This window comes from Phocaeicola massiliensis B84634 = Timone 84634 = DSM 17679 = JCM 13223, from assembly GCF_000382445.1.
Taxonomy (GTDB): Bacteria; Bacteroidota; Bacteroidia; order Bacteroidales; family Bacteroidaceae; genus Phocaeicola; species Phocaeicola massiliensis.
In genome coordinates this window covers 1,972,457-1,998,398 of record NZ_KB905472.1, presented here as the reverse complement: position 1 = coordinate 1,998,398, position 25,942 = coordinate 1,972,457, and the positions used below count along the sequence as shown (strand labels likewise).

General features: G+C 38.4%; 23 protein-coding genes. 13 read left to right on the top strand and 10 right to left on the bottom strand.

Annotation, left to right across the window (positions count from 1 at the left end):
- Positions 1-82: 82 nt before the first annotated feature.
- Both HMPREF1534_RS10585 and HMPREF1534_RS10590 read right to left on the bottom strand, forming a co-directional pair.
- Positions 83-649, bottom strand: coding sequence for a flavodoxin (locus HMPREF1534_RS10585; protein ID WP_005939640.1), 567 nt, complete (start codon positions 647-649; stop codon positions 83-85).
- A 495-nt stretch (positions 650-1,144) separates the two neighbouring features.
- Positions 1,145-1,969, bottom strand: coding sequence for a carboxymuconolactone decarboxylase family protein (locus tag HMPREF1534_RS10590; RefSeq protein WP_081619644.1), 825 nt, complete (start codon positions 1,967-1,969; stop codon positions 1,145-1,147).
- Positions 1,970-2,297: 328 nt separating this feature from the next.
- On the opposite strand from HMPREF1534_RS10590, the gene HMPREF1534_RS10595 reads away from it, so the two are divergent.
- The 6 genes from HMPREF1534_RS10595 to HMPREF1534_RS10620 all read left to right on the top strand — a co-directional run bounded on the left by HMPREF1534_RS10595 (position 2,298) and on the right by HMPREF1534_RS10620 (position 10,010).
- Positions 2,298-3,194, top strand: coding sequence for a helix-turn-helix domain-containing protein (locus tag HMPREF1534_RS10595; RefSeq protein WP_025066940.1), 897 nt, complete (start codon positions 2,298-2,300; stop codon positions 3,192-3,194).
- Between the two features lie 123 nt (positions 3,195-3,317).
- Positions 3,318-3,677 (top strand): helix-turn-helix domain-containing protein, encoded by a 360-nt coding sequence (locus HMPREF1534_RS10600; RefSeq protein ID WP_005939628.1) that lies wholly within the window; start codon positions 3,318-3,320, stop codon positions 3,675-3,677.
- Positions 3,678-3,680: 3 nt separating this feature from the next.
- Entirely contained in the window at positions 3,681-4,877 is a 1,197-nt protein-coding gene (locus HMPREF1534_RS10605; protein WP_005939627.1) for a hypothetical protein, read from the top strand.
- 39 nt (positions 4,878-4,916) lie between these two features.
- The gene (locus HMPREF1534_RS10610) at positions 4,917-5,468 is read left to right on the top strand and encodes a condensin complex protein MksE (protein WP_005939625.1); all 552 of its coding nucleotides are present in this window, start codon (positions 4,917-4,919) and stop codon (positions 5,466-5,468) included.
- Entirely contained in the window at positions 5,452-9,114 is a 3,663-nt protein-coding gene (locus HMPREF1534_RS10615; protein WP_005939623.1) for an ATP-binding protein, read from the top strand. The genes HMPREF1534_RS10610 and HMPREF1534_RS10615 overlap by 17 nt, the downstream gene beginning before the upstream one ends.
- A 17-nt stretch (positions 9,115-9,131) precedes the next feature.
- On the top strand, positions 9,132-10,010 hold the full coding sequence (locus HMPREF1534_RS10620) for a hypothetical protein (protein ID WP_005939621.1): 879 nt from the start codon (positions 9,132-9,134) through the stop codon (positions 10,008-10,010).
- 264 nt (positions 10,011-10,274) lie between these two features.
- Here the strand turns inward: HMPREF1534_RS10620 and HMPREF1534_RS20945 are convergent, their stop codons facing one another.
- The 8 genes from HMPREF1534_RS20945 to HMPREF1534_RS10650 all read right to left on the bottom strand — a co-directional run bounded on the left by HMPREF1534_RS20945 (position 10,275) and on the right by HMPREF1534_RS10650 (position 16,559).
- The gene (locus HMPREF1534_RS20945; RefSeq protein WP_258462320.1) at positions 10,275-10,397 is read right to left on the bottom strand and encodes a hypothetical protein; all 123 of its coding nucleotides are present in this window, start codon (positions 10,395-10,397) and stop codon (positions 10,275-10,277) included.
- Positions 10,398-10,504: 107 nt separating this feature from the next.
- Positions 10,505-11,137, bottom strand: a complete 633-nt coding sequence (locus HMPREF1534_RS10625) for a CatB-related O-acetyltransferase (protein WP_005939619.1) — start codon at positions 11,135-11,137, stop codon at positions 10,505-10,507.
- Positions 11,138-11,150: 13 nt separating this feature from the next.
- Positions 11,151-12,440 carry an MATE family efflux transporter gene (locus HMPREF1534_RS10630; protein ID WP_018452656.1) on the bottom strand — a complete coding sequence of 430 codons (1,290 nt, stop codon included), beginning with the start codon at positions 12,438-12,440 and terminating at the stop codon, positions 11,151-11,153.
- A 278-nt stretch (positions 12,441-12,718) separates the two neighbouring features.
- Positions 12,719-14,500: an IS66 family transposase gene (gene tnpC, locus HMPREF1534_RS10635; protein ID WP_005936270.1), complete on the bottom strand. Its 1,782-nt coding sequence runs from the start codon at positions 14,498-14,500 to the stop codon at positions 12,719-12,721.
- An 88-nt stretch (positions 14,501-14,588) separates the two neighbouring features.
- A complete protein-coding gene (gene tnpB / locus HMPREF1534_RS10640) occupies positions 14,589-14,933 on the bottom strand; it encodes an IS66 family insertion sequence element accessory protein TnpB (protein WP_005936267.1) in 345 nt (114 codons plus the stop codon).
- 1 nt (position 14,934) lies between these two features.
- Positions 14,935-15,303 (bottom strand): hypothetical protein, encoded by a 369-nt coding sequence (locus tag HMPREF1534_RS10645; protein WP_005936264.1) that lies wholly within the window; start codon positions 15,301-15,303, stop codon positions 14,935-14,937.
- A gap of 163 nt (positions 15,304-15,466) precedes the next feature.
- Complete coding sequence (locus tag HMPREF1534_RS19785) at positions 15,467-15,574, bottom strand: hypothetical protein (RefSeq protein ID WP_260397896.1); 108 nt, start codon at positions 15,572-15,574, stop codon at positions 15,467-15,469.
- 304 nt (positions 15,575-15,878) lie between these two features.
- Positions 15,879-16,559 carry a zinc ribbon domain-containing protein gene (locus tag HMPREF1534_RS10650; protein ID WP_005939616.1) on the bottom strand — a complete coding sequence of 227 codons (681 nt, stop codon included), beginning with the start codon at positions 16,557-16,559 and terminating at the stop codon, positions 15,879-15,881.
- 852 nt (positions 16,560-17,411) lie between these two features.
- Here HMPREF1534_RS10650 and HMPREF1534_RS10655 point away from each other — a divergent pair.
- The 7 genes from HMPREF1534_RS10655 (at position 17,412) to HMPREF1534_RS10685 (ending at position 25,938) form a co-directional block, all read left to right on the top strand.
- The gene (locus HMPREF1534_RS10655) at positions 17,412-17,732 is read left to right on the top strand and encodes a helix-turn-helix domain-containing protein (RefSeq protein WP_005939613.1); all 321 of its coding nucleotides are present in this window, start codon (positions 17,412-17,414) and stop codon (positions 17,730-17,732) included.
- A gap of 3 nt (positions 17,733-17,735) precedes the next feature.
- Positions 17,736-18,998: a type II toxin-antitoxin system HipA family toxin gene (locus HMPREF1534_RS10660; protein WP_005939610.1), complete on the top strand. Its 1,263-nt coding sequence runs from the start codon at positions 17,736-17,738 to the stop codon at positions 18,996-18,998.
- A gap of 326 nt (positions 18,999-19,324) precedes the next feature.
- A complete protein-coding gene (locus HMPREF1534_RS10665) occupies positions 19,325-19,555 on the top strand; it encodes a helix-turn-helix domain-containing protein (RefSeq protein ID WP_005939605.1) in 231 nt (76 codons plus the stop codon).
- Between the two features lie 10 nt (positions 19,556-19,565).
- Positions 19,566-20,651 carry a DNA cytosine methyltransferase gene (locus HMPREF1534_RS10670; protein ID WP_025066855.1) on the top strand — a complete coding sequence of 362 codons (1,086 nt, stop codon included), beginning with the start codon at positions 19,566-19,568 and terminating at the stop codon, positions 20,649-20,651.
- Positions 20,652-20,653: 2 nt separating this feature from the next.
- Entirely contained in the window at positions 20,654-22,171 is a 1,518-nt protein-coding gene (locus tag HMPREF1534_RS10675; protein ID WP_005939598.1) for an ATP-binding protein, read from the top strand.
- Entirely contained in the window at positions 22,146-25,037 is a 2,892-nt protein-coding gene (locus HMPREF1534_RS10680) for a Z1 domain-containing protein (RefSeq protein ID WP_005939596.1), read from the top strand. Before HMPREF1534_RS10675 ends, HMPREF1534_RS10680 begins: the two co-directional genes overlap by 26 nt.
- A complete protein-coding gene (locus HMPREF1534_RS10685; RefSeq protein WP_005939595.1) occupies positions 25,027-25,938 on the top strand; it encodes a PD-(D/E)XK motif protein in 912 nt (303 codons plus the stop codon). Before HMPREF1534_RS10680 ends, HMPREF1534_RS10685 begins: the two co-directional genes overlap by 11 nt.
- The last annotated feature ends 4 nt before the right edge of the window (positions 25,939-25,942 follow it).

Here is a 25,942-nt window from a genome sequence, read left to right as displayed (position 1 = left end):
GATACTACAGATAAAAAAGTATAGTTTTCTGTATTTGCTATCATGTCGTTTTAGCTTGCCGGCTGCAAGACCCTTCATATGGCTATTTGATTATTTGTCTAGCCCAATCTTCGGCTTGTTTTATATTGTCATTACACAATCTGCCCTCTTTCCATTTGATTTTGGGATAGAGCTTCTTGAGCAATGTTACACTGTTAGCTATTGAACTGCTACCGGAAGTAGCGAACGGGATGATGGCTTTTCCGGAAAAGTCGTATTTCTCAAGGAAGGTATTGATTGGGCGTGGACATACATTCCACCATATCGGATAGCCGAGAAATATCACATCATAATTTTTCAGGTTAAGCGCTTCTCCACCCAATGCAGGGCGTGAATTTTCATCGCTCATTTCTATAGAACTACGGCTGGTTTTATTATTCCAGTCAAGGTCTGCAGAAGTGTAAGCCGTAGCCGGGGTAATCCGGTAAAGTTTACCGTTGACTGTTTTGGCAATCGCATTGGCAACTTTTTCCGTAGTTCCGGTACAGGAGAAATAGGCTACGAGGATTTTCTTTTCGGATTGTCTGCTTGCATTCATTGTCTGTTCTTGTGCTTTCGATGAGCAACTGAAGGTAAGTAAGCTCATAATAATCAATATAATCTTTTTCATTTTACTTTGATTTTGAATGTTTCTTATTTTTATCACAACAGGGCAATTCCATATATTAGGGGAAGAAATAGGACAGATTCTTGAGGATTTCACATATCAATCAAACACCTGTCTCCTGACGTTGTCTCCTCCGGTTTTCAATTCCCGCATGCGTTTTTGAGCTTCCTACGTCGTTGCATTAGTCGGACCAAGCGTTTTCGTCCTTTCGGTTATGCCTGTCTGTCCGTCGGATTACTACAGTCTTCGGCAGCGGACTGTATAGTCCGTTGCAGTGGACCGTACAGTCTGTTACAGTGGACCGTACAGTCCATTGCCGCAGACTGTAATAATCTTCCGTTCAAAAGACCTTGGCCGACCCCGGGAAACGGCTTATTCTTCCCTTTGTTTGTGATATGATATTTAAATCCCCAAGAATAATAAGCGACCCAATAGAAGCCAAGGAGCGTCAATCTTTGTAACACATTAAAGAGAATAAAACAGAGGTAGCAGAGGTCATTACTTATCCTGTTCAAGTTTATTATACTCTTCATCCGTCACCGCTTCAAGCCATTCGTTAGAAGTTTTTTCTCCGGGAACCTCGAAAGCTAAATGAGCAAACCAACTGTCGGTTGCTGCTCCGTGCCAATGTTTCACGTTGGCAGGGATATGAATGATTGTCCCGGGCAGAATTTCTACAGCGTTTTTGCCTTCTTCTTGATACCAACCGCGTCCGGCTATGCCGATAAGTATCTGTCCGCCGCCTTTCGTGGCTTTGTGGATATGCCAGTTGTTACGACAACGAGGTTCGAAGGTGACGTTGGAAATATGCATTTGATTGCGTGAAATGGGAGAGAGATAGCTGTTCCCGATAAAATATTTTTCGTATGCCGTATTCGGTTCGCCGATGGGAAAAATCATTTCACGCTGAAAAATGGTTTTGGTATCTTCGCCGGTCGTATCTTCTGCCCATACGTCTTTAGCTAAATTGAACGCTGCCCACGCTTTAGGCCAGCCGGCATAAAAGCCTATATGAGTGATGGTTTCGGCTATTTCGGTGCGAGTAATGCCGTTCTTTTTTGCCGACTGAAGATGGAACACGAGTGAATTATCTGTAATGCCCTGACTGATAAGAGAGGTAATGGTTACTAAACTGCGATCACGCAAACCAAGCTTGTCAGTGCGGTTCCATATTTCACCGAAGAGGACATCGTCATTGAGTTCTGCAAATTTGGAGGCGAACTCTCCCAATTGGGTACGTCCTGCCGTTTGTATTATCTTTTCCTGTGCCATAATATTGAGTGTTAAAATACTGAATACAGAAATTAAAAGAATTTTGTTCATACTCGTTTTAAGAGTAAAAACACTTAAAATTGTTTTTACCATGATTTGTTTTTTTATTTATCTATTTGACTTTCGGCAAATGAATCTGTCCGATATCCATCGTATTCCTCTACTTTCCACGCCGAGGCACAGACTGTCTCAACTTCGAGAAATTGGCTAAGTGTACTAGACTCATTCATTTTCTGATTGCAAATTTACTGCGATTAAATAAGCCGGCTTGTATATGAATTACGGATATTCATACCCGAATCCTCGATTTTGCAATAAAGTCGTATGTAATTCAATTCAAATGAATTACTTTTGCTCAAAAGAAATCAAAGAAAGGGTTATGGAAAAAGTTATAAAACTTGATGAGGTAGATAAGTACAACAAACTTTTCGGGCTCGAAACACGGCATCCTCTGGTGAGTGTCGTTGATTTGTCGAAGGCAACGCATTGGCCGGAACATTTCAAGGTTAATTATGGGGTATATGCTCTTTATCTGAAGGATACCTATTGTGGAAACATCATGTACGGACGTCAGAGTTACGATTATCAGGAAGGTACGATAGTCAGTTTTGCTCCCGGTCAGGTAGCAGAGACCGAGATGCAGAAAAATGTCCGTCCGAAAGCTCACGGTATTCTGTTTCATCCCGACCTGATAAGGGGAACGGTACTTGGCGGGGAGATTAAGAACTATTCTTTTTTTTCTTATGAAATTCGTGAGGCTTTACATCTTTCAGAAGAGGAGCGTAGCACAGTCATGGATTGTTTTCATAAAATCGAGGCGGAACTGAAGCATGGCATAGACAGGCATAGCCGTCGGTTGATTTGCGCCAATATAGGTTTGTTACTCGATTACTGTATGCGTTTTTATGAGCGTCAGTTTGTAACACGTAAAGAGGTGAATAAAGATGTTATAGTTCGTTTCGAACGCTTGCTGGATGAGTATTTCGACAGTGATGCCCCATTGCAGGAAGGTTTGCCGACTGTTAAATATTTTGCTGATAAAGTGTTTTTGTCTGCAAATTATTTTGGAGATATGATAAAGAAACAGACCGGACAGACCGCTTCGGAATATATCCAAAAGAAATTGATTGAGCGGGCTAAAGAGACTCTGCTTGGTACGGACAAAACAACAAGTGAGATTGCTTACGAATTAGGGTTTCAATATCCGCAACATTTAAGCCGGATGTTTAAACGGATGACGGGGTGTACCCCTAATGAGTTCCGTTCTTTGAATTAGTTTTTACTATAAAGAATTAGTTGAAAAAAGAGCTTGGTCTTTTCATTTTTATATATAAGAATTTGTTGATTCTCAACAATATACGTAACTTTTTTAATATAATGATATATAAATGTGGCTCATATGGTAGATTTCTATGAATACTCCACGCCTGAGCTTGTAAGGTTATTGGGTAACGGATTTAAAGAATATAGAATTCGTTGCAATCTTACTCAGAAAGATGTTTCTGAGCAATCCGGTATCGGACTTACAACCATCCACAAATTCGAGAATGGTACAGCAGGCAATATTTTGTTGTCAACATTTATTGTGTTGTTGAAAGTGGTCGGGCAGATTTCCGGATTAGAGGAATTTGATTACTATCTGATCAAATTGGGTAATTCGCCATACAGCTCGGCAGAATTGGAGATGTCTTACTATGAACTTGCTACAATGGCAGGGATAAATATGATGCCTTTCAGTAGTAATTCTTATAACACTTGAACTATGAATACCTTTAAATCTATTGATGAGCTTTTGCGTGTACTTGAAAGAGAGAAACTTCTGCTGAAACAGATGTTTCAAAAAAGACCTTCAGCTTCCCTGAAATATGATTATGCACTCGAACTCACGGAATATAAAGAGGAAAGAATTAAATATCTCATTGACTACGGAATGATAAGAGATAGCGGAAATTTCCTTGAAATGGAGGATGTATATCTTAAATTCTTCGAGGATGTTTTACAAGTCAATGAGAACATAAATGTTTCGTTTGTTGATGATTATCTGAGGTGTCTGAATGAAAATATAGATTATTACCTTAAAGAAGATAATGAACAGCGGAAATATAATTATCACAAAGAGGTAAGGCGGTGTCTGAAAAATATCGCAATGATAACGGTGCGTAATGTGATAGACTTGAAGCGCAACATTGATAATACTTACAAGAACGAACCAAACTATCGTGTAAAGCTTTCAAAACTGAAGAATCTTGATGAAAAACGCAAGAACATCGCGCTTCTCATCAACAGGAGTGAAGATATAATAGATAACACTCAGCCTGTGTTTTTCAGAGTTGCCATGGACACTCAGATGCGTATAGTGGTGAATGACGTGAAACTTCAGCTTAATGATTCTTATCATAATCTTATAGAGATAGAAAAACAGATTATTCATTACCTGAATCTTATAGCTTATCAGAACAGGATATTCGAGAAAGTTCGACGTTTGAAATACTTTCGTGACCAGTTCCTTCTGGAAGAAAAAACTGATATACGTCAGGTTGTCAGTATGAGAAATCCTGTATGGATGGAGCCTCAGGCAAATTACAGGATAAAGTTGTCGGTAGATAACCTGCGTACTTCTGCCGTGGCATTGGAAATAATAAGAAAAATCATATCAAAAAGGAAGAACCGGGCTAAAGGTCCTAAGAATATGGCCGATGCTATACCGCAGGAATATATGAAAACAGAAGGTGAAGTTCTTGACCAGATAAATTTACAGGAAATTTATAATGCTTTCTCGGCATCAAGCAGTCATCTGTTTAAGTTTGTAATGAGCTACAATTATCATAAGCAACTGAGCACAGACGACAGAATCTTGTTTTTCTGCCAGATAGCATCGCAGTATGCCGAAGGACTGAATTTCACCGACAAGTATGAAACAAGTTATGACGTGGAATATCCTTTGATATATTCCAAATAACTCTAGATAATTTCCGATAATTACATAATCAGAATAAGCATGAAATATACAGAAGAAATATTCAATATATTGAGTAAGGGCGGATTTATTTCTGCAAATAGCGTTTCTCCTGCAATAAAACGATACTATGATGCCATAGAAGAGGATTTGACCGACTATTACGAATATTATAAAGGTATTGGTTTTTATCTCGAAGGTGGTGACGGATATTATATGTTTACCCGTCAGGAGGCGAAAGTCGACCTCGAACGCAAACTTGAAGCAGTTATGAAGTGGATAGACTACCTTAGTTTCCTTAAAACGTATGATGCTACATTCGGTCCCGGATTTAAGTTCCGTCCGGCAGACATTGAAGTTCAGATAAGTTGCCAGATGGAACTGAAGGATAAGGCTTCCAAACTGTTTCAGGATAAGAAGAAATATAATGAGGTTGTGGAGAAACTTGTTTCTGAACTTGAAAAGGCAGGAATGATAGAACTTGAGAATGAACATGATAACACTTATAAAGTATTAACGGCATTTCACTATATGGAGGATTTGGTGGACTGCATAACAATATCGGAGGAAATGAACGATGAGATATCTCAATAAGATAATATTTCTGAACAGCGCACATGTACCGTATGCTGAAGTGAAGCTGGACGGCAATGTACATTTTATTGGTACTCAGGGAGTAGGTAAAAGTACCCTTCTGCGGGCTGTCTTGTTTTTCTATAATGCAGACAAACTCAGATTGGGTATACCGAAAGAAAAGAAAAATTTTGATTCTTTCTATCTTCCGTTTGCCAACTCATATATAGTTTATGAAGTAATGCGCGAAAACGGTGCTTATACCATAGTTGTAACAAAGTCGATGGGCAGGGCTGCTTTCCGCTTTATTGATGCTCCATATAGTAAGGAGTGGTTTGTTGACGGCAAAAACGAGGTCTCGGCCGACTGGAGTGTGATTCGTACAAGAGTGTCGGAATTGGGTGCAAATGTGTCGTCGCTGGTTACAGGCTATGATATGTTTCGTGATATAATATTCGGCAACAACAGAAAGCCGGATTTGCTTCAGTTCCGTAAGTATGCAATTGTAGAGAGTTCGCGATATCAGAATATACCGCGTACAATTCAGAATGTATTCCTTAACTCAAAGCTTGATGCCGATTTTATCAAGGATACCATCATACAGTCAATGGATGATAATGAGTTTGTTGTCGACCTGAGTTATTATCGGAATCAGATAGAGACTTTCGAACAGGAATATTCCGATGTAATGTTGTGGATAAAGCAGGATAAGAATGGTGTGGTACCTGTCAGAAAACAGGCCGATACAGTAATAAAAGGTTATAGAATGCTTTTGTTTGCTGAAAAGCAGATTAAAAACGGAAGACAGCAGCTCAACTACTCTGAAAGGGTGGCACGTCTGAAATTTCCCGAATTGGAGGAACTGCTTCTGCAACTTAAAGAGGAAGCCGAACGATTTACACGTTTACTTGGGGAAGAAAAATACAAGTTTGACAGTGAGCGCGACAAACTTGTAAAGTTAAGCGGCATTATAGAATCTGACCTTAAGAAGATAAGGGAAAAGCGTAAATATTATGAACAGGAACACATTGATGAGGTTATATCAAGAGTAAATAGGGAACCGGCACTGAAATACGAACTGGAGTCTCTGAATAAGGTATATAATGAACTCACGAGTACATACCGGGATGTAATAAGCAAATACTCTTTGATGGAACAGGGCATTGATGCCGATCTTGCAAGATTTGAGAATGAAATCAACAAAAGGGTATTATGCCTTAAAGATGAACTTGGTAAAAGGATTTCAGAATTGACAAAGAAAAGCAACAGTCAGACTGAAGAAATACGCTCTGTTTATGAAGAGAAACTTAAAACACTAGCCGACAGCAAGGAGCAGTTGCTGGAAGAAATATCCAACTGGAAACAACAGAAAACAAGGGTTGAGTGTACTGTTCATTTCAAGGAGGAGATAGGTGACTGTGAGGAACGGTTGAGAAACATATCTTCCGAAGAAAAGGATACCGCTGTGAAAGTCGACCGTCTGAAGTTGGAGTGCGACCGCCTTAGACAGAAGTCGGATGCGGAAACTATGGTAGTTGAAAAAGAGTATGATGCGAAAATTGATGAGATTTTACGCTGCAGGAAACAGGTGGACACAGAAATAGAATCGTTGAATGTCCTGATAAACAACAGCAAAGGCTCTTTTTGCGAGTGGCTCGACAAGAACAGGTCAGGATGGCAGGAAAGTATAGGTAAGATTGCCGATGAAAAACTTATACTCTATAATCAGAATCTTTCTCCTGAACTCTCAACCGATGGGGAAAGCTCTTTCTATGGCGTAAAAATTAATTTAGCTGAAGTGCAGCGTGAGTTACGCTCCCCGGAACAGCTTAAAGCTGAATTTAAGGCCAAATCTTCCGAAAGAGATGAATATACGAGAAAAATAAGCCTTCTGAATGAAGAAAAAACAAAGCGTACTGAAGAGATAAAGAATAAGTACAGAAAACAGATTTCAGCCATATCGGGCGAAAGGCATCTTCTTGAAATCCAGTTACAGCAATATCCTCTTCAGATAAAGAATATTAAGGCAGAACAGGCTTCATGGGAACGCAAAGAATCGGAGTGGAAAAGAAACAGGATTGAGGAGATAGAAACATTTATTGGAGGCAAGGAAAAGGAAAGACAAAAATGTTGTAACAATGAAGAACTTCTGAAACAGGAAAGGGAAAAGCGGATTCTTCAGATTTCTGACGAGCAGAGAAAGGCGGAAAAGAAAGAACGCAGTGCTGTTGATGTTGAGATACAGGCAGTACACAAGGAACTGTCCGACCGGCGTATGGATATGGATAACAGAAAAAAAGAACTTCACAAGTTGCAGAATGAGGAGTTAAACGGTAAGGGAGCTGATACATCGGTTATAAATTCCTATAAATCAAAAATTGATGCTATAAAGTCTGAGTTGGATTATATATCGCAAAAACAGTCGTTTGTGTGGAATTATGAAAAAGATAAGAGAGAACTGTTTGATCGTGAGCCGGAGTTGCGCGACAACAAGAAGAACAATGAGATGCATTTAGATGAGCTTGAAGAAAAATACGCATTGCGGAAAAACAAGCTCACCGGTCAGTATGAAACTGTAAAAAACAGTATAAAGGAAAAGACAGCCGAACGTGATGCCATAAAGAACGATCTTTCCGTTCTTGAGAATTTCCGCAAAGATGAAGGCTTCTGTCCGCCGGAGTCGTACACTCCCGAAGAACTTCCTACCAATAAACCTTGCGGTAAGATAGTGGAAGAGCTGAAAAGTCTGATTGTTTCTCTTGGCAAGGATACTGAGAATTTCAAGAAATCGATCAATCTGTTTAACAGTAATTTTACTGCAAGAAATACTTTCAGTTTCCCTCAGTCATTGTCGTGTGATTCCGATTACATGGATTTTGCATCCAATTTATGTGAGTTTGTGGAAAACAATAAAATTACCGAATACCAGAACCGCATAAGTGAAAGGTACGTAAACATAATAAGACGCATATCAAAGGAAACAGGAGAACTTACCCAAAGCGAAAGTCTTATTAATAAGACCATTAAAGATATTAATGACGATTTTGTCAAACGTAATTTCGCAGGAGTTATCCGCAGTATCGAACTCAGGCCTTTGCCGAGTAACGACAAGCTTATGCAGCTTCTTATAGAAATAAAGAATTTCAATGATGAGAACACCTTCAACATGGGTGGAATGGACTTATTCTCACAGGATTCGCGCGAGAACGTGAATCTCAGGGCTGTAAAATATCTTAATGCTTTCAGCAAACTGCTAAAGGATGAGCCTTCCAGAAAGAGTCTTGTCGTTTCTGATACCTTTAATCTGCAGTTCCGCATTATCGAAAATGATAACGACACAGGCTGGGTAGAGAAAATAGCGAATGTAGGTTCCGATGGTACAGACATACTGGTTAAGGCTATGGTGAACATCATGCTTATCAATGTTTTCAAGGAAAAAGTCTCAAGGAAATTCGGAGATTTCAAGGTGCATTGTATGATGGATGAAATCGGTAAGTTGCATCCTAATAATGTGAAAGGCATACTTGAATTTGCCAATTGCCGCAACATATTACTTATCAACAGTTCGCCTACCACTTATAATGTTGAGGATTATAAATATACTTATCTGTTAAGCAAAGATGCGAAAAGCAATACAAGGGTGGTGTCATTGCTTACACGGAAATAAAAATGTCTTGTAATAATATGGATATAAACAAAAAACGATTTACAATATCTATTGCAAAAAAGTTGCTTTATATGCTTGAAGGAAGAACTCTTCCTTCAAGCTCACTTCCGCGATGGATAGTTGATGAATTTAGGATAGAGGGTCTTATAACCGGAATAACCAGTGGCAGCAGAATTTCCTATCGCCTTACGGATTCTGTGGCATTCAGCAGATATATTTCAGATAATTATACATCCGGCACTTCTCTCGAAAGATGGATTGAAATCTTTTCTGGCGATAACAAAGACTTGCAGCGCAGTACGCTTGTGCAGGAAACCGGCGACTCCAAAACTGTAAAGCTTCGAACTTTCAGGGGTTTTCTTGTCAACTGTTACGAACCTATTCATGCAAGAATAAGGAATAGTGAGTTTGTTATATCCCCTCCGGAAGGAAGTGCTGTTTTCATACAAAACCCCGATGAATTTTATATACCGTCAGACGTGATAGTGGTGGGAGTGGAAAATGGTGAAAACTTCTGTCGTATACGGAGTCAGAAATATCTGTTTGGAGATAATAAAGTTTTGTTTGTCTCCAGATACCCTCAGTCGGCGGATTTAAGGGAATGGCTTATCAAAATTCCTAATAGATATATACATTTCGGAGATTTTGATCTGGCAGGTATATGTATATATCAGTCAGAGTTTTATAAATTTTTGGGCGACAGAGCAGGTTTCCTTATTCCTGAAGATATAGAAGAGAGGTTGAAATCTGGAAATGCGGGACTGTATGATACTCAATATCTTAGATATAAAAATCTGAATATTATAGATTCACGTTTGAATGGGTTGGTTGAAATGATTCATCACTATGGTAGGGTGTATGAACAGGAAGGATACATTGAAAATTGTGCATACTAAAGAAATTGTAAATCAATTTGATTTCTAATAATTCTCTATATATTCCGCATCAATGATGCTGATTTTGTTCTGACTATGTTTTGATCACATATCAACCCGGATGATGAGTATTTTGTGTGGAAAGGTATGAACGACTTCCGTCAGATTAAGTTTGACGGGAAGCTGTTGCAGGTGGAGGAGTTCAACCGGATGTACGAGGCCTCTTGACTTTATCTGCAAAAAAATCGAGAAAAGTATAGCAAACCATATCGTGGTGGTTACCTATCATTTGCCTACCAGGTGGAAGTTGCGTACCATTAGGGCGATAGGACTGATGCCTGTATATATGGATACTTGCATACCAATATTGACGTGGAAATAGGAGTAACCGGGATAAATTCTGACCAAATAGGATATATTTTTGCAAATGATCACCTGATGAATTGATTCCCAATACCTAAAAGAGTGTTTCCCTGCGAATTACACTCTTTTAGGTTTTAAATTTGGACAATTCTTTACTTTCTATTATCAAATAAGTTGCTGATGTCACCATTGAGAATGTAAGGTAATTTTTGATGGATTTTTTCAATAGGCCAGTCCCACCATTTCAGTATTTCCAATTTTTGAATAATATCATCGCTGAAACGCTTCCTGATCGGGTTGGCAGGAATACCGCCTACTATGGTATAAGGTGGTATGTCTTTAGTGACAACAGCTCGGGTGGCAATGATTGCTCCATCTCCGATATGTACCCCAGCCATTATAATTGCTTCATAACCTATCCATACATCATTACCTATTATGATATCTCCTTTGTTATCCCATGCATCTGAAACATTGGATTTCTCCAAATTCCAATCCTCATAAAACAAAGGGAATGTATAGGTTGATAGAGATTTTAATGTATGGTTGGCACAATTGAACAGAAACTTTGTGCCGCAAGCAATGGAGCAGAATTTACCTATTATCAATCGCTCGTGATTGATTGGATAATGATACAGTACATTATTCTGTTCAAAAAGTAGCGGATTGGATACAAAATCATTATAGATCGTATAATCGCCGACTTCAATAGACGGGTCTTTTACAACAGCATTTAGGTAAACAGTCTGTGTATCTCCTGTACGAGGATATATTTTTTTCATCATGGGATTCAAACGATTAATAGTTTTTGCATTTTAGATAGATAATGGAAAGTCCTCCAAGCAATATCACATATAAATATTCTGCTGTCCAATATATAGACAGGGATGTGCTGAAATAGCTTATCGCCCATAAATAAATCTGATAGGCTATAATGATTACAGTCTGAAAAATGAAGGTTGTACGTGTGGCACCTGTCCCGGTGACGGCGTTCATATATACATAACCAGGTAAGGCAAAAGCATAATTCAACAGGGCTACTGTAAATGGCAGCCGTGCTATTTGTATCAGGCTCTCATTACCAGAATAAATTTTGAAAAGCGGATTGAAACAGATTATAAAAAGGATAATAAGTGGGATTCCCACGGAATACCCTAAACGGATAACCCGGTTACATAACGGGAAAACCTGATTCTTTTGTCCTGCTCCCAACAGATTACTTACCAATGAGCCGGTAGTTGCTGCCAGTGAATTGACAATGACGAAAAAAAAGGTGGATATACTGCGTATGACATTTGTTGCTGCCAGTTCTAATTCTCCCAAATGCTCAATGGCTACGAAGAAGGCGAACCATGAGGCTACTCCAATAAATGGATTGAACATACTCCAGATAGAAACACAACAGACATGATGGAATATGTTTTTATCAAATTTCCAGTTCAGACCATAAACCTTTCTATCCATTTTTCGTAAAACATGGATTGACAATATTATCAATGAGCATAATTCTGCAAATGAAGATGCTATTGCAGCACCGGCTATTCCCATATCGAAATAAAATATGAGAAGCCAATTACAAGGTATATTCACCAATACGGCAGTAAAGGCAGCTTTGTTAAGAGGTTTTGTAAGTGTGATACCGACCAGGAGAGATCGCAATGCAAGAAAAGGAAAAGAAAACATTAATCCCCAAATGCGCCAGTCCAGATAATCAATAACAGCAAAATATACTTTCTCAGATGCAATCAGATTGCTCAGAATCATGGGAGATATTGTTTTCGAAATACTGCATAGTAGAACTGCTAAACCCGACAGAAAAAGTAATCCTTGAAAGAATGCCCTACCTGTTTCTGAATATTGCTGCTCGCCATTACGCCGTGCAATGACAACCTGTAAACCTATACTGAATCCGAAACCGAGCATATAAATGGCAAGATACCAGCTTCCGGTGAGTGCGGATGCTCCTAATTCTATTTCACCAACATGACCTAAGAAGATAGCATCAGTTATATTAATAAGTTGTTCGATAAGGATGCTCATCATAACCGGAAAGTTGATGAGCCATATGTTTTTATATGTATAATTCATTGTTCAACATGATAAAATACAACAAGTTCTGTCAGCTGGTGACATAACTTATTTGTAAAGTAATTATTTGATATAATGGCAAAATAAAGAAGCACAGACCTGTATTATAAGCCTGTATATTAACAATAGCTTGAATTGAGAATGCTATTTATTATGCGTAGCTATATGCACAATTGCCATTTCATATGGTTGTAACCATTCTATTTTCCGCTACGACAATTTTATCGGCTGTTTTTCAGCCGATAAAATAAAAATGTCCGTAAGAAAATAGTTTAGTTTTAACATTCCGATTTATAAAAACATGGCAGAAGAGCCTTCTTGTCGCAGTCCTTACCATGAAGAATACATTCAAACAAGTGCTTCAGGTAATCCTGAGGATCTATATCGTTCAACTTACAGCTTTCTATCAGGGAGAAGATGAATGCCGAGTTTTCTGCGGCTGCCTCACTTCCTATATTCATACAGTTCTTGAGCAGCAGCTTTACAGGTTTCATTCTTTGCTCACAGAGATTGTTGGATATTTCCGCTGAACCGTCCTTGAGGATATTTCTCAAGGATTTCCACTGGTTTATCGTGTAGTTCGCAGCCTTTCTTATCAGTTCGTTAGCCATGATCTTCGCATCCTGCATCATCATGACCACCTTATGATGTATACGTTCAAGAACAGGTCCCGTAAGTTTAAGTCTTTTTTCCTTTATCTTCTCACTGCTGAGTTTCATTGTGCGGAACAGGTCTTCATTCCTGAATAAATCACCGATAGAATCTATTATGTCCATCGCCGTCCTGTCTGATGGCAAAGCATCAACCCACAACCTCCTGCAGTGCGTCCAGCATCCTATATGAAGCACCTTTGAGCCTTCTCCGTCATACATTCTGTAAACCGTATATCCGTCTGTAGATATAGATCCCATAAAATGATCAAGGAAGGTCTTTGCCACATCAGATGCTCTGCTGCCGTTATTGTAATGATAATAAACCAACTTGACATGCTTTGCAAAGAAAGCCCATAAGTACTTTCTCCTGTAAGCCTTACCTTCCGGTGTTTCAACTCCAACGAGTTCGGTAGTCTCATCAACCATAAGGTATTTTGCCTGTTGTACAAACTTCTTGAAGACATCTTCCATAAACTCCCTAAGCCTGGAGATTCCGTTGTGGATATAGCTGTTCAGCGTGGTATTGCTTATATGGATGCCTTCTCTTGCAAGCAGTCTTATCTGTCTGTTCTCAGGCATGCTGAAGTCATATTTCAGACAAAGCAGACGGGCAAGCAGTTCAGGAGAGAAGATTCCTCCAAGGTTTTTCAAGGGATGCTCCATCGTGTTAGTGAAAGTGCCGTCTGCAAGCTTTACCCTTGCCACCTTGTACACATGTTCCACGTTATGGGCACGCACATGTTCTATAAACCTGTATTCCCACACATCAGCCATTCCGTTGCGGTTCATAAGCCTTGCACCATCCGGGAGTTGGTAATAGTCTTCTATTTCATGTACCACTACCTTGTCCACCTTCAGCCTGGTCTTTTCCGCACGTGGTGCGGTTTCCTTTCTTCTTGAAGGCTTGCTGTTCTGTGCTGTTGCGTTATCGGAAGAGGTATTGCCACCAGCTTCGTTACCATTGGCCTTATTATCATCATCACCTTTCTTGTCAGAACCGTCATATTCGGACTTCTCCATTGCAGACTTGTCAATGTTACGGTTGTTCAGCAGCCTTCTTTGCTCAGATGTACGGCCGAAACGGTGTTTCCTGCTGTCTTCAAGCTGAAGTCTGAGATTGGATATCTCGTTTGCAAGCATCATGTTCACCTCGTCTTTTGCTTCAAGCTGCTTCCTCATAAGTTCCATTTCTTTCCTGTAATGTTCAACCGTGGTTGATTGCTTTTCGAGGGATTCTTTGAGGTCATTGATTGTATCAATCAGAGTTTTTGAGTTCTCCTTGTTGGATTTTTCAATAGACTCAAGCCTCGCAATCAGTTCTTTATTCTGTTTGCGAAGCCCTGCTTTTTCCTCATTCGCCAGACCCAGCTGGCAGCAAAGTAACTCGTATGCTCTTTCATCAATCATGATATAAAGGTACGAAAAATCAGGCAGTTACGCAAACTTTTTATCGATTATTTTTGTATTATTCCATTGTAAATCAACGCCTTATTATTCATTCTTTAGGAGTTACATACATTCTGTCGACTACGATACTTTCCGTCAGGTAAGCCATGTCAGACCACTGTATCCGGTAGCATTTTGACACCTCGTCAAACACAGGTTTCTTGAACTTTCCAATGACAGGACGTTTCTCGTAAAGCACATAAAAACCGCGTTCGTAATGAAGTATCTTGACGACCTTCCGGTTACGGGACATGAACATATATACATTGGACGCATCACTAGGGTCAAGTGACATCTCTTGCCTTATACTTTCACACAAACGGAAGATGCCTTTCCGTAAATCCACATTACCGTTGAACAGGTAATAGTTCAGGTTAGCACTCAGTCCAAGCATATCATCCTATCATTTTATTAAGCAACAGACTCAGATCAAGAACGCTGGTGTTTCTCAGAAACAATGTCGCTCCAGATGTCAATTGCAGTTTCACCCACTTAATAGGAGGTTCGCCTTCCGGTTGTTTCACTTCCATCTTAACAGTTGGACTGTTGCAAGGTTTACCGGTTATCTGGACTTTAGCAACCTTGGGCTGATCAACCTGAACTGTCTTGCCTAACTTCTCGCTCCAAAGCTGATGACGTTGCCAGTTCATGAACTTGTCGTAGTTTACTCCATAATCCGCACAGAACTCGCGAAGATCCTTGGTCTCGCTGCATAACTGGTAGAGGTCATATACCTCCTGATAGTTTACTTTTTCTTTCGCCATAATCATTGTTGTTATTTGGTTATGGCGCAAAGGTAGGTTTGTGAATAATGTGCGTCAAGGCGGAAAATAGAATGCTTACCATATGGTTGAACAATCTTTGTTTTTAATATCTTAGATGCAAAGGTAACAAAATATAGAAATAGATTAATGCTTTTCTGTAATTTTATAATCTTCCGTTGTCATTCCATTCTTCGTAAAGGAGTCCTTTTCGAGTATTTTCTATGAATTTGTTCAGGCGACTTTCAAAAAGTTCGGGCTGATTCTTCTTGATTTGGATAGCATCAATTCTGATTCGCTTATATAAATCAGGAAATTGGCAGAAGTTGTTTCACACTACCGGGTCAGATTGTATTTTTTGCAATATATCCTTGTCTATTGTAAAAAACCGTTAGGCGACACTCGGTTCTTGATTTGACATCCAGTAAATTATGAATTTCCATTGTCTGCTGTTTTAATTTGTATCTTGCAATTTTGTCCTTTCAGTAAGAGGTTGTTGTCCTAAATATCTTATTCTTTCCATAATGAATGCAAGACATAAAGAATGCTATGCCTATTCTTCATAATATGAATTTATGTTACAATTTTTCGTGTGAGAATTCTTCATTAATCCAAAATGTAGCTTCTTTTCCTATGAAATGTAAAAGCACAAAATTAGGATCTGTAGGGCCATACGGAAAATGATTGATGAGCCAGTCTTGCCACATTTCTTTTCGTATGTTGTCATCAGTTATAATCTCAATGATTCCTCTCAATTCAACACTGTCACCATAGTTTGAATAACAAAGTCCGGCTTTGTTGTTCAATTTGAAGTCTGCAACCTTTACTGAATTGGCAGCGGTTGCTAACCATACCTCATTACATCCTTTTGAACTGATTTTGGACATTGGAACCGGACGTGGAAATCCTTCTGCGTCAATTGAGACAATCGTAATCTCCTTACATTGTGCAAGCAAGCCGGTTGCTTTTTCTGTAAGTGTTCTTTCATCTTTTTCTTTCCATCGTTTAAGAGTAGGGAAGAATTGTCTCATATTTTCTTTAGCCTGTTCCGGAGTAAGATTCCATCCTGTCTCCTTATTTATCTGATCCGTAAATTGGGTACAAAATTCTATCATCTGGTTCAGGGTAAAATCTTGTGTGAATTGTCCTTTCTGATAACAATAAGAACAGTATTCATTGTTCAAACTTCCATCAGAGTTTGTTCCTTTATTTGTATCAGTGAGAGGCATACCGCAACTCTGGCAAAACTGTTGTTTCATATATTTGCTTCTAAAAATTGAAAGTGTTTTTATTATGATCTCAAAAATACAGAAATATTTTCAATATTCATTGGAGAGTTTAAAAAATATTCCGATAATTTCTCAATATAGTTGAATTCTTTGCCAGAATTACATCTTTCTAAATCCTCGTTGGCGGAATTTTCGATGCAGCATACATAGCTGCTTGAATGATAGATTGTTGCAATTTAATCGGTAGAAAAGTTGTTTTTGAACCTCTTGGACTTGTTTTTAAGGCTATATTACACTCTTTTCTCAATGAATCAGAACCATGAGGAAATATTGTGTCCTCAATGAAGTTCACCTATCTTCTATCCGACTACAAAGGTACAAAATTCCGTGATGTTTTCGCCTATAGTGTCAACTAAATGCAAGATATTTTCACGGATATTGTATGCTGACCAAAAGAGAAATATTCAGTTGAAGCCTTTTTTCTTTTCTTCCCCTCTGTTTGACTTGACTTTATTGCCCGTGTATATAATAACGGTCATTAAAGTCAAGTTGAGAGTGGAGTTATATCTTTTTCTTTTGGCAAGCAAAATAGTTCTTTGATATGATGAGTGTATGATGAACAATTTGCATTGTTTGTAACGAATAACATATTGTTTGTTGGTAGGTGTATATGGCGATTACAAACAACATTATAGCATTTAGTTTTTGGAAGTTTTTGCTCAAAATAGATTATGTATATAGTTAATAATGCCAAGACGTGCATTTTCCTATGTGTAATACATCATTAAATAAATAAAAAGTATTACTTTTGCATATTATATGATAGGTTGATTATGACAAAGTCATTAACATAGTCGCTTTGCACCTTAAATTGATGTAGTAATGGCAAAGAATACAATGGGAACCAAGCTTTCCCGAAAATTGGAGCAGAAGATGCAGATTGTAGGTGAGCAGATTAAGTTGGCTCGCTTACGTCGGAATCTGAGTGTGGCTCAGGTTGCTGAACGTGCCACCTGTTCACCGCTTACTGTGTCCCGAATAGAAAAAGGGATTCCTACTGTTGCAATAGGGATCTATCTACGTGTTTTGTACGCATTGCAACTTGACGATGATATTCTATTGCTTGCCAAAGAAGATAAAATGGGAAAAGCTTTGCAAGATTTGAGTTTGAAAACAAGAGAACGTGCATCAAAGAAAGAATAATCTATGAAAAAGTTGTATGTATATGCCGATTTCGATTGGCTCAAAGAAATGGAACTCATTGGAGAACTAGGCTATGAGTCTCTTCGTGGTGCGGACAGCTATAGTTTTACGTTCAATAATGAATGGTTAAGGCAGCACAGCGATCTGTTTTTGAGTGACGACCTGAATAATTACCCGGGACAACAATATACACAACCGAACAAGGATATATTCGGATGTTTTTCTGATGCTTTGCCGGATCGTTGGGGACGTACTTTGTTGTTGCGTCGAGAGCAAATTGCGGCAGCAGAAGAAAAGCGACCTGTAAGGAGATTGTCTTCTTTCGATTTCTTGACTGGTATCGATGATTTCTCCCGAATGGGGGGATTCCGTTTTAAGGAAGACCTCGATGGCGAATTTATCAATGTGAGTGAATCATTGAAAATTCCACCTTTGACGGATATTCGGGAACTGATTGCAGCCAGTGCCGAGATAGAAAAATGTGAAGAAAACAATATTCTCCCTGATAGGAAATGGATTGCACAACTTGTGCAACCGGGAACATCGTTGGGAGGTGCAAGACCTAAAGCAAATGTTGTAGATACAGATAAAGTTCTTTATGTGGCCAAGTTTCCATCGCGCAAGGATGACTATGATGTTGGACTTTGGGAGCATTTCAGTCATTTGCTTGCCACAAAAGCAGGGATAAACGCTGCAAAAACCAAAGTACTGGCAACTGGAGAGAGATATCATACATTGCTGTCACAACGCTTCGATAGAACCCAAGAAGGAAAACGCATTCATTTTGCATCTGCCATGACCTTGTTGGGGCTGAGTGATGGTGACAATGCAACTACCGGGCATGGCTATCTGGATATAGTCGACTTTATTATTCAGAGCTGTACCGATGTGGAGCGAAACCTACAGGAACTATACCGCCGTGTGGCTTTCAATATTTGTATCGGCAATACTGATGACCATTTTCGCAATCACGGTTTTCTTTTGACTGCAAAAGGTTGGACACTATCTCCTGCATATGACATGAATCCCACGCTGAGTGAGTATCAAAGTTTGCTTGTTTCATTAACTTCTAATAAAGCAGAGCTGAGTATCTTGCTGGATGCTTGCGAAGACTACATGCTAAACCGTAAAACAGCAGAAAAGATGATTTCGGGGGTGATTGAAGCTGTAAAAGGATGGCGCGAATTGGCAACACGATTAAGTATTTCCAAGAGAGAAGCGGATATGTTTGCCGGAGTGTTGGATGGGCGATATAAGGCGGAATGACTATTATAGTGTGCCAAATTACCAAGCAAAAATGTGCCAAATTACCAAGCGATACGAGATAGATGTCTGAGCTGTAAGTAGTTGAGCGATTGGATGCGATTAAACTTTGTATTATGCTGCGCGAACATAATGTTTGTGTAGCATAATTTTTTGAAAGGTGAAATTCATTGATGGAATGGATAAAAACAATACATGTGTTTTTTTGCATATCTTTATGCCAACTGTAGTCATTCCTTTAAACGATGTTTTTGTTGCTTATCTACTTGGCTATATGGGAAATTAGATGTATCTTTGTTTGCAATATAACGAGTATAATTTGAATACTGATGTCGAACAATCAACAAATAATGATGAATAGGATTAAGGCGGTACTGGCTGAAAGGCAACGAACCAATAGATGGTTGGCAACTCAAATGGGCAAATCAGAGAACACAATTTCAAGATGGTGTTCTAATAAATCGCAACCATCTATTATTCAATTGCAAGAAATAGCGAATTTGTTGGATGTTGACATTCGACAGTTGCTAACTACAACAAAAGATAATAATGTCTTATGATGCTCGGCTTATGAAAAAAATCGGTATAGACATTTTTTCAGGAGCAGGTGGATTAAGTCTGGGCGGCTCAATGGCGGGAATTAAGGTTCGCTATGCTATTGAGGTTAATCCTCATGCGGCCAAATCTTTTGAACTTAATCACAAAGGAGCAAAAGTAATATGTGGCGATATTCGGGATGTAAAAGCTATAGATTTCTTAAATAAGGACGAGGAAGTATTTATAATCATGGGAGGCCCTCCTTGTCAGGGATTTTCTATGTCAAATACGATGTCTCGCAATATGGACAATCCTAATAATTTATTGTTCAAAGAGTTTGTTCGTTTGGTCTCGGAAATAAAGCCTAGATGGTTTGTCCTTGAAAATGTTTGGGGAATGACTAAAATGAACAATGGAGAGACAATAGAAATGATAAAACATTGTTTTGAGGAGATAGAACCAGGCTATAAAGTCAAATGGAAGGTTCTATGGGCTGATGAATATGGTGTTCCACAAAGACGGATGAGAATGTTTATGGTCGGAAATAACCAAGGAATTGACTTTGAGTTTCCAAAGCCTTTTGATTATAAAGTGAGTGTAGAAGAAGCTATTGGAGATTTACCTGTTTTACATAATGGTGATATGATAGATTCATTGCCTTACACTAAGTCAATAAAGGAATCTAGCCCTTATGCGCAACAGATGAGAAAAGGTTCTGTAGAATCAAGGCAGAATTTTGTGTCAAAGAGTAACGATCTTGTGATGCAACGTTACAAATATATCGGTCAAGGTGAGAATTGGAGAGCTATTCCGGAGTTCTTGATGCAAAATTATTCAGACAAGACTCGTTGTCATAGTGGAATATATAAACGGCTGAAAGCAAATTGCCCTTCTGTTGTCATTTCAAACTATAGGAAGAGTATGCTAATTCATCCATATCAAGACAGAGGTTTATCGGTGAGGGAAGCGGCACGTTTACAAAGTTTTCCTGATACGTTTATCTTTCAAGGACCTCATATGAGCATACAGCAACAGATAGGTAATGCGGTTCCTCCGTTATTGTCTAAAGCAGTGATGGCGCAGATTATGGAATACGATTCATCATATAATAAGGAATAACTATGAGTACTTATAGACAAAGCATTCCACAAGCTGATACTCTTATGGGGTCTATGCGTTCAATGGGGTATTCTTTCGAAGCTGCTATTGCAGATATTATAGACAATAGTATCAGTGCAAATTGCAGCGTAGTCAAACTATTCTTCCCTTCAGAACCTACAGAGGATCTTGTTGTGGGAATCTTAGATGATGGAGAAGGAATGTCTGCAGACGTCCTTTTTGAGGCTATGAGGTATGGAAGTACGGACTCTGAACTTGAAAGAAATGCAAATGATTTGGGACGATTCGGTTTAGGAATGAAATCTGCCTCTTTGTCTCAATGTAGAATTTTGACGGTTGTCAGTTTGCAGGAAGAGAAGATTAGTAGCTATTCTTGGGATTATAATTATATTCAAAATAGAAAAGAGTGGGTGGTGAAGGAGCTGTCTAAAAATGAAATAAAAGCACTTCCTTATATTCACTCTCTCCTTGAATTGCCACATGGCACGCTTGTACTATGGCAGGATTTCGATGTGTTGGAGAAATCAAGTGGTGGAATGGTTTATGATGCTCTTGTTGAACTTAAAGAATCTGTAGCCAATAATATTGCTCTGATTTTCCATAACTTTCTTTCAGCAAAAGGTAAGGAGCAGATCAAGATGTACTTGAATAAAGGGAGGATAAAACCAATGGATCCTTTCCTTGAATCACATTCTAAGACAACAACGAAGAAAGCACGCTCCATTGCTATTCGGGACAGTAAGGGGCAAGAACGGCAAATCTGGGTTAAACCGTATATCTTGCCATTTGCAACAGATTTAAACGATGAACACAGAAAACTCATAGGAGGAGTAGAAACATTAAGAATCAAACAAGGTTTCTATGTTTATCGAAATAAACGTTTGATAATTTGGGGAACTTGGTTCGGGATGAAACCGCGTGGTGAACTCACAAAAAATGCTAGAGTTAGAGTAGATATTCCGAATTCACTTGATGACATATGGAGTATTGATATAAAGAAACAAACAGCTTCTATTCCAAAGCAAATTCAGCGTCAATTGCGCCAAACAGTGATTGATGCGATGGATATTTCTGTTAGGAAGCAAACCCATCGTGGTCGAAAAGAAAATGTTGAGGATATTGACTATATTTGGGATAGAATGGAAGGCAGAGGAAAGACTTTTTATTATCAAATCAATCGTGAGAGCAAAGTGTTCCAGATGGTGAGGGATAGAATGTCAGAAGAAGACTATACTCTGCTTGAGATGCTTTTGAAAGAAATTGAGCAAAACGTTCCGACTCAGCAGATTTACATTGACAAGTCTAATGATGCAATCAGTCAAGATGAACCAGATAATCGTGTCGATGAGATTTTCCAACTTGGGATTTATATGGTAAACTTGGCAAAATCTTTTAACAAGAAATCTATAATAGAGATTGTTTCTGATCTGATGAAATCAGAGCCATTCTGCAAATATAAAGTTGTTGAGGAAAAACTTTTAGATAACTACAAGGATGAAATTAACAAACGAAGCATATAATAAGATTCTACTCATAATTTCCGCACGTTTGGAACTTATGAAGGAACTGTCGGGCTTTGTTCCATCTTTGGAAAATATTAAGCCTGCGATTGAAGACGCAATAGCCTTCTCTGGTATTGATTGTGATGAGGAAGACAAAAATAAATTGTTGGAAGAAATAGAATACCGAGAGAAAATCACTCATGTATTGGGCAATATTATTTATGATGATTATGAACAAAAGAAGTGGTATTTCAATGATAAAGTAGATGACAGCTATTTTTGGGAGAGATATTATCGTTATTTAAAAGAACACACTTCAATTGACGACAAAAGTATTAATCTTTTGCACGAAAAGACATTGCCTGACATAATGAATTGTTTATACAATCCAAAGGAAGAATTTGAAGGTAAACGTTTGAAGAGGGGCTTAATAATTGGTGATGTACAGTCTGGTAAAACCGCTACATATTCAGGTCTGATTTGTAAAGCAGCTGATGCAGGATATAAAGTTGTTATTCTTCTAGCTGGTATAACAGAAAGTCTTCGTCAGCAAACACAGGAACGTATTGATGAAAGTGTTGTTGGGTACACTATTCGTAAGGTTGAAAAACATATTCGCGAGGGGAAGGTAGGAGTTGGTAAAGACAACAAGCAACGTAGAGCTACTTCTTTTACTACATGTGTAAAAGATTTTGTTAAAGGGAGTAATTTGATTTCAACGACTTTATCGGAGCATAATTCTCTGGTCCTTTTTGTCGTTAAAAAAAATGTATCAGTTCTGACAAAATTGCATGATTGGTTGAAAAACCAGAATATGGATGTTCGTACAAATAGTATAAACCATCCAATGCTTCTTATTGACGATGAGGCAGACAATGCATCGGTTAATACAAAAAAAGATAATACAGATCCAACTAAGACAAACGCTATAATTCGTAAGATTTGCAATCTTTTTCAGACTGCGAATTATATTGGTTTTACTGCTACTCCATTTGCAAATGTTTTTATAGATCCGGATTCGGTGGACAGTATGAAGAATGCAGATTTGTTTCCAGAGCATTTCATATATACGTTACCGACCCCTTCCTCATATATTGGTGCTGATAAAATTTTTAATGAGGATAAAGAGTACTATCGCAATTTACGTTTTATAACTGATGTTGAAGAACCAGACTACACTTCAGATGAATATAGGACTGATTTACACGAAAATATAGAAGAACTTAATTCTGGGACATTCTACTCTCGTCACAAAAAAGAATGGAATGGAGTCTTGCCAAATTCGCTGAAGGAGTCCATCTATTGTTATTATCTGGCAAATGTTATTCGAGATTTAAGAGGACATGCCTCTAAACCAAGAAGTATGTTGGTTAATATGTCTCGTTTCATAAGGGTGCAACAGGTGATTAAGGAACATATTGAAGAAATACAGAACAACTTTATTCAAATACTAAAATACAACTTTGACGAAGATACCTCAAAGAATGCTCATCTGTCACTGTATAAAGAACTGAAACGACTTTGGAAAAAACATTTTGATAATATTACTGATATCTGTTTTATTGATGTTATAAAAAAGAAGAATTTATTAGGTGCTGTGTTCGATATTGAAGCTGATGTTCCAAAGATGGAAATTATCGTTGTTAATGGTAGTAGCGCAAGCAAATTAGATTACAAATCTAATTCTTCGTTGAGAGTAATTGCTATTGGAGGACTTGCTCTTTCGCGAGGTCTCACATTAGAGGGCTTACTTGTAAGCTATTTCTATCGAAACACTGCAACATTTGATGTGTTGATGCAGATGGGGCGTTGGTTTGGTTATCGACCTGGTTATGCCGATTTGTTCCAAATATGGACAAGCCAAGCAAGTGCAACTTGGTATAGAGAAATAGCGACAGCCACCACCGAATTGAAAGCAGATATTAAGAAAATGTTTGAGCAACATCTTACTCCTAAAGATTTCGGTATTAAAGTTCGTGACTATTGTGACGAATTACAGATAACAGCTAACAATAAGATGCGGACCGCGTACGAATTGTTGATGATGGAATCCTACTATGGAAATATCTGTGATACCCCTTACCTTAGTGTCAAGGTGGAACATAATGAAGAGAACTGGAATCAAGTAAAATGTTTTACTGCCCACCTGTTTGAAAATGATTATAAATTTGGTTTCGCGAATGTCGACAAATACAAAGATGAGGATGTATGTTCAGATATTGATAAATCTAGATATTTTTCTGATGTGTCCAAAGAATTAGTGGTAGACTTCCTGTCTAATATAAAATGTTCATTAGCTAACATGAAATTTAACCGGCAAAACTTAATTGATTTTATTTGCGACAAAGAAACAGAAGGAGTAGATAAATGGGATATTGTTTTCGAAGGTGGTGATGGGCAGACCTTTTATGACATACCAGGACTTGAAATGATACGTTGTCCGAAACGTCAGATTGAGGAACATGATCATGTAATTCAAATTTCGAGTCGTCGTAGGATTCTTGGTTTACGAGAAGGAAAGTTCTGCTTAAGCCAAGATGAGATAGATTTGGCAGAAAAACGATGCAGAGAAGTTTGGGCGAGAGAAGGTTCTGAGTTTGAAGGACGGCATATTCCTATTAAAGCATATTTTGAGCATCTTCCACACAGAAAACCTGTATTGATAATTATGCTCATCGAACCGGTAGAGCCAGAAAATATTGAAGCCAACAAGAATGCCTTAAAATTCATAGAGAAACTTAATGGCAATAAAATGATAGCTTTTGCTATTGGTTTCCCTGGATTAAAAGAAACAGGTAAAACTAAGAAATATAAAGTTAATAAAACATATTATCAGCTTAACATGCTTGATGAACCAGACGAAATAGAAGAGGATGAAGAATAAATTATCTACAACATTCTCGCAAGGATTCCAAAGCGGAACTTTTATCCGTGTTGGTGAAAACCGCGACCTCAGTCTTTTTGTAGGAAAGGATGAGAAAGGAAACTATGCCTTTGATTTTAGAGGTACATACGTTCCAGTTAGAATATCTCAGTCGGATGTGATTACAGTACAGCAGGGAAAGAGTGGCGAGAATTATATTCTTCGCTTTTCACTCTGTAATTCAGAGCTACTGGAATATTTTAGTACGTTTTGCCAGGATTTGCTCGATTCTACGGAAGCTATTAAGGACGATGAAGATGCTTATAAAACACTTTGTTCAAGATATTTCTCATGGAAAAAATTGTTCCGACCCAATAATGGTGGAATGAATGACAATGAGGTAATGGGGTTGATAGGCGAACTGCTTTTTATGCAGGATTATATGATTCCTCACTATGGTGTGGATATGGCATTAGATAGCTGGATGGGTCCAGAAAAGACCCATAAGGACTATTCTACTGAGAGTGTTTGGTATGAGATAAAGGCAATAAGTGCAGGCAAAGATTCTGTAAAGATTTCATCACTTGAGCAGCTGGATGGAGATGACGAGGGCTATCTTGCTATTTATTGTTTGGAAAAGATGAGTCCAACATTCAGTGGTATAAAATTGAATGTACTGGTTCAAAACCTAATGGCAAAAATGGGGACAGCTCAAAATAGAGAGACTTTCATGTCTAAACTGAGTATGTACGAATTCGATTTCTCTCCAGAATACGACAAATTCGTATTTACGAATGTGGGATTCTCAATGTACAATGTAAGCAACGATTTCCCTCGCCTATGCAGAAAAAACATACCGAATGCAATAAACAGAATTCAGTACGAGATTTTTCTTTCTGAATTAGAAGAATATAAACTTTAAATCC

What these genes read in the sequence shown, in the direction of transcription:
- HMPREF1534_RS10585 (WP_005939640.1), bottom strand. Translation starts at nt 649, where the DNA reads ATGAAAAAGATTATATTGATTATTATGAGCTTACTTACCTTCAGTTGC.
- HMPREF1534_RS10590 (WP_081619644.1), bottom strand. Translation starts at nt 1,969, where the DNA reads ATGAACAAAATTCTTTTAATTTCTGTATTCAGTATTTTAACACTCAAT.
- HMPREF1534_RS10595 (WP_025066940.1), top strand. Translation starts at nt 2,298, where the DNA reads ATGGAAAAAGTTATAAAACTTGATGAGGTAGATAAGTACAACAAACTT.
- HMPREF1534_RS10600 (WP_005939628.1), top strand. Translation starts at nt 3,318, where the DNA reads ATGGTAGATTTCTATGAATACTCCACGCCTGAGCTTGTAAGGTTATTG.
- HMPREF1534_RS10605 (WP_005939627.1), top strand. Translation starts at nt 3,681, where the DNA reads ATGAATACCTTTAAATCTATTGATGAGCTTTTGCGTGTACTTGAAAGA.
- HMPREF1534_RS10610 (WP_005939625.1), top strand. Translation starts at nt 4,917, where the DNA reads ATGAAATATACAGAAGAAATATTCAATATATTGAGTAAGGGCGGATTT.
- HMPREF1534_RS10615 (WP_005939623.1), top strand. Translation starts at nt 5,452, where the DNA reads ATGAGATATCTCAATAAGATAATATTTCTGAACAGCGCACATGTACCG.
- HMPREF1534_RS10620 (WP_005939621.1), top strand. Translation starts at nt 9,132, where the DNA reads ATGGATATAAACAAAAAACGATTTACAATATCTATTGCAAAAAAGTTG.
- HMPREF1534_RS10625 (WP_005939619.1), bottom strand. Translation starts at nt 11,137, where the DNA reads ATGATGAAAAAAATATATCCTCGTACAGGAGATACACAGACTGTTTAC.
- HMPREF1534_RS10630 (WP_018452656.1), bottom strand. Translation starts at nt 12,440, where the DNA reads ATGAATTATACATATAAAAACATATGGCTCATCAACTTTCCGGTTATG.
- tnpC (WP_005936270.1), bottom strand. Translation starts at nt 14,500, where the DNA reads ATGATTGATGAAAGAGCATACGAGTTACTTTGCTGCCAGCTGGGTCTG.
- tnpB (WP_005936267.1), bottom strand. Translation starts at nt 14,933, where the DNA reads ATGCTTGGACTGAGTGCTAACCTGAACTATTACCTGTTCAACGGTAAT.
- HMPREF1534_RS10645 (WP_005936264.1), bottom strand. Translation starts at nt 15,303, where the DNA reads ATGGCGAAAGAAAAAGTAAACTATCAGGAGGTATATGACCTCTACCAG.
- HMPREF1534_RS10650 (WP_005939616.1), bottom strand. Translation starts at nt 16,559, where the DNA reads ATGAAACAACAGTTTTGCCAGAGTTGCGGTATGCCTCTCACTGATACA.
- HMPREF1534_RS10655 (WP_005939613.1), top strand. Translation starts at nt 17,412, where the DNA reads ATGGCAAAGAATACAATGGGAACCAAGCTTTCCCGAAAATTGGAGCAG.
- HMPREF1534_RS10660 (WP_005939610.1), top strand. Translation starts at nt 17,736, where the DNA reads ATGAAAAAGTTGTATGTATATGCCGATTTCGATTGGCTCAAAGAAATG.
- HMPREF1534_RS10665 (WP_005939605.1), top strand. Translation starts at nt 19,325, where the DNA reads ATGTCGAACAATCAACAAATAATGATGAATAGGATTAAGGCGGTACTG.
- HMPREF1534_RS10670 (WP_025066855.1), top strand. Translation starts at nt 19,566, where the DNA reads ATGAAAAAAATCGGTATAGACATTTTTTCAGGAGCAGGTGGATTAAGT.
- HMPREF1534_RS10675 (WP_005939598.1), top strand. Translation starts at nt 20,654, where the DNA reads ATGAGTACTTATAGACAAAGCATTCCACAAGCTGATACTCTTATGGGG.
- HMPREF1534_RS10680 (WP_005939596.1), top strand. Translation starts at nt 22,146, where the DNA reads ATGAAATTAACAAACGAAGCATATAATAAGATTCTACTCATAATTTCC.
- HMPREF1534_RS10685 (WP_005939595.1), top strand. Translation starts at nt 25,027, where the DNA reads ATGAAGAATAAATTATCTACAACATTCTCGCAAGGATTCCAAAGCGGA.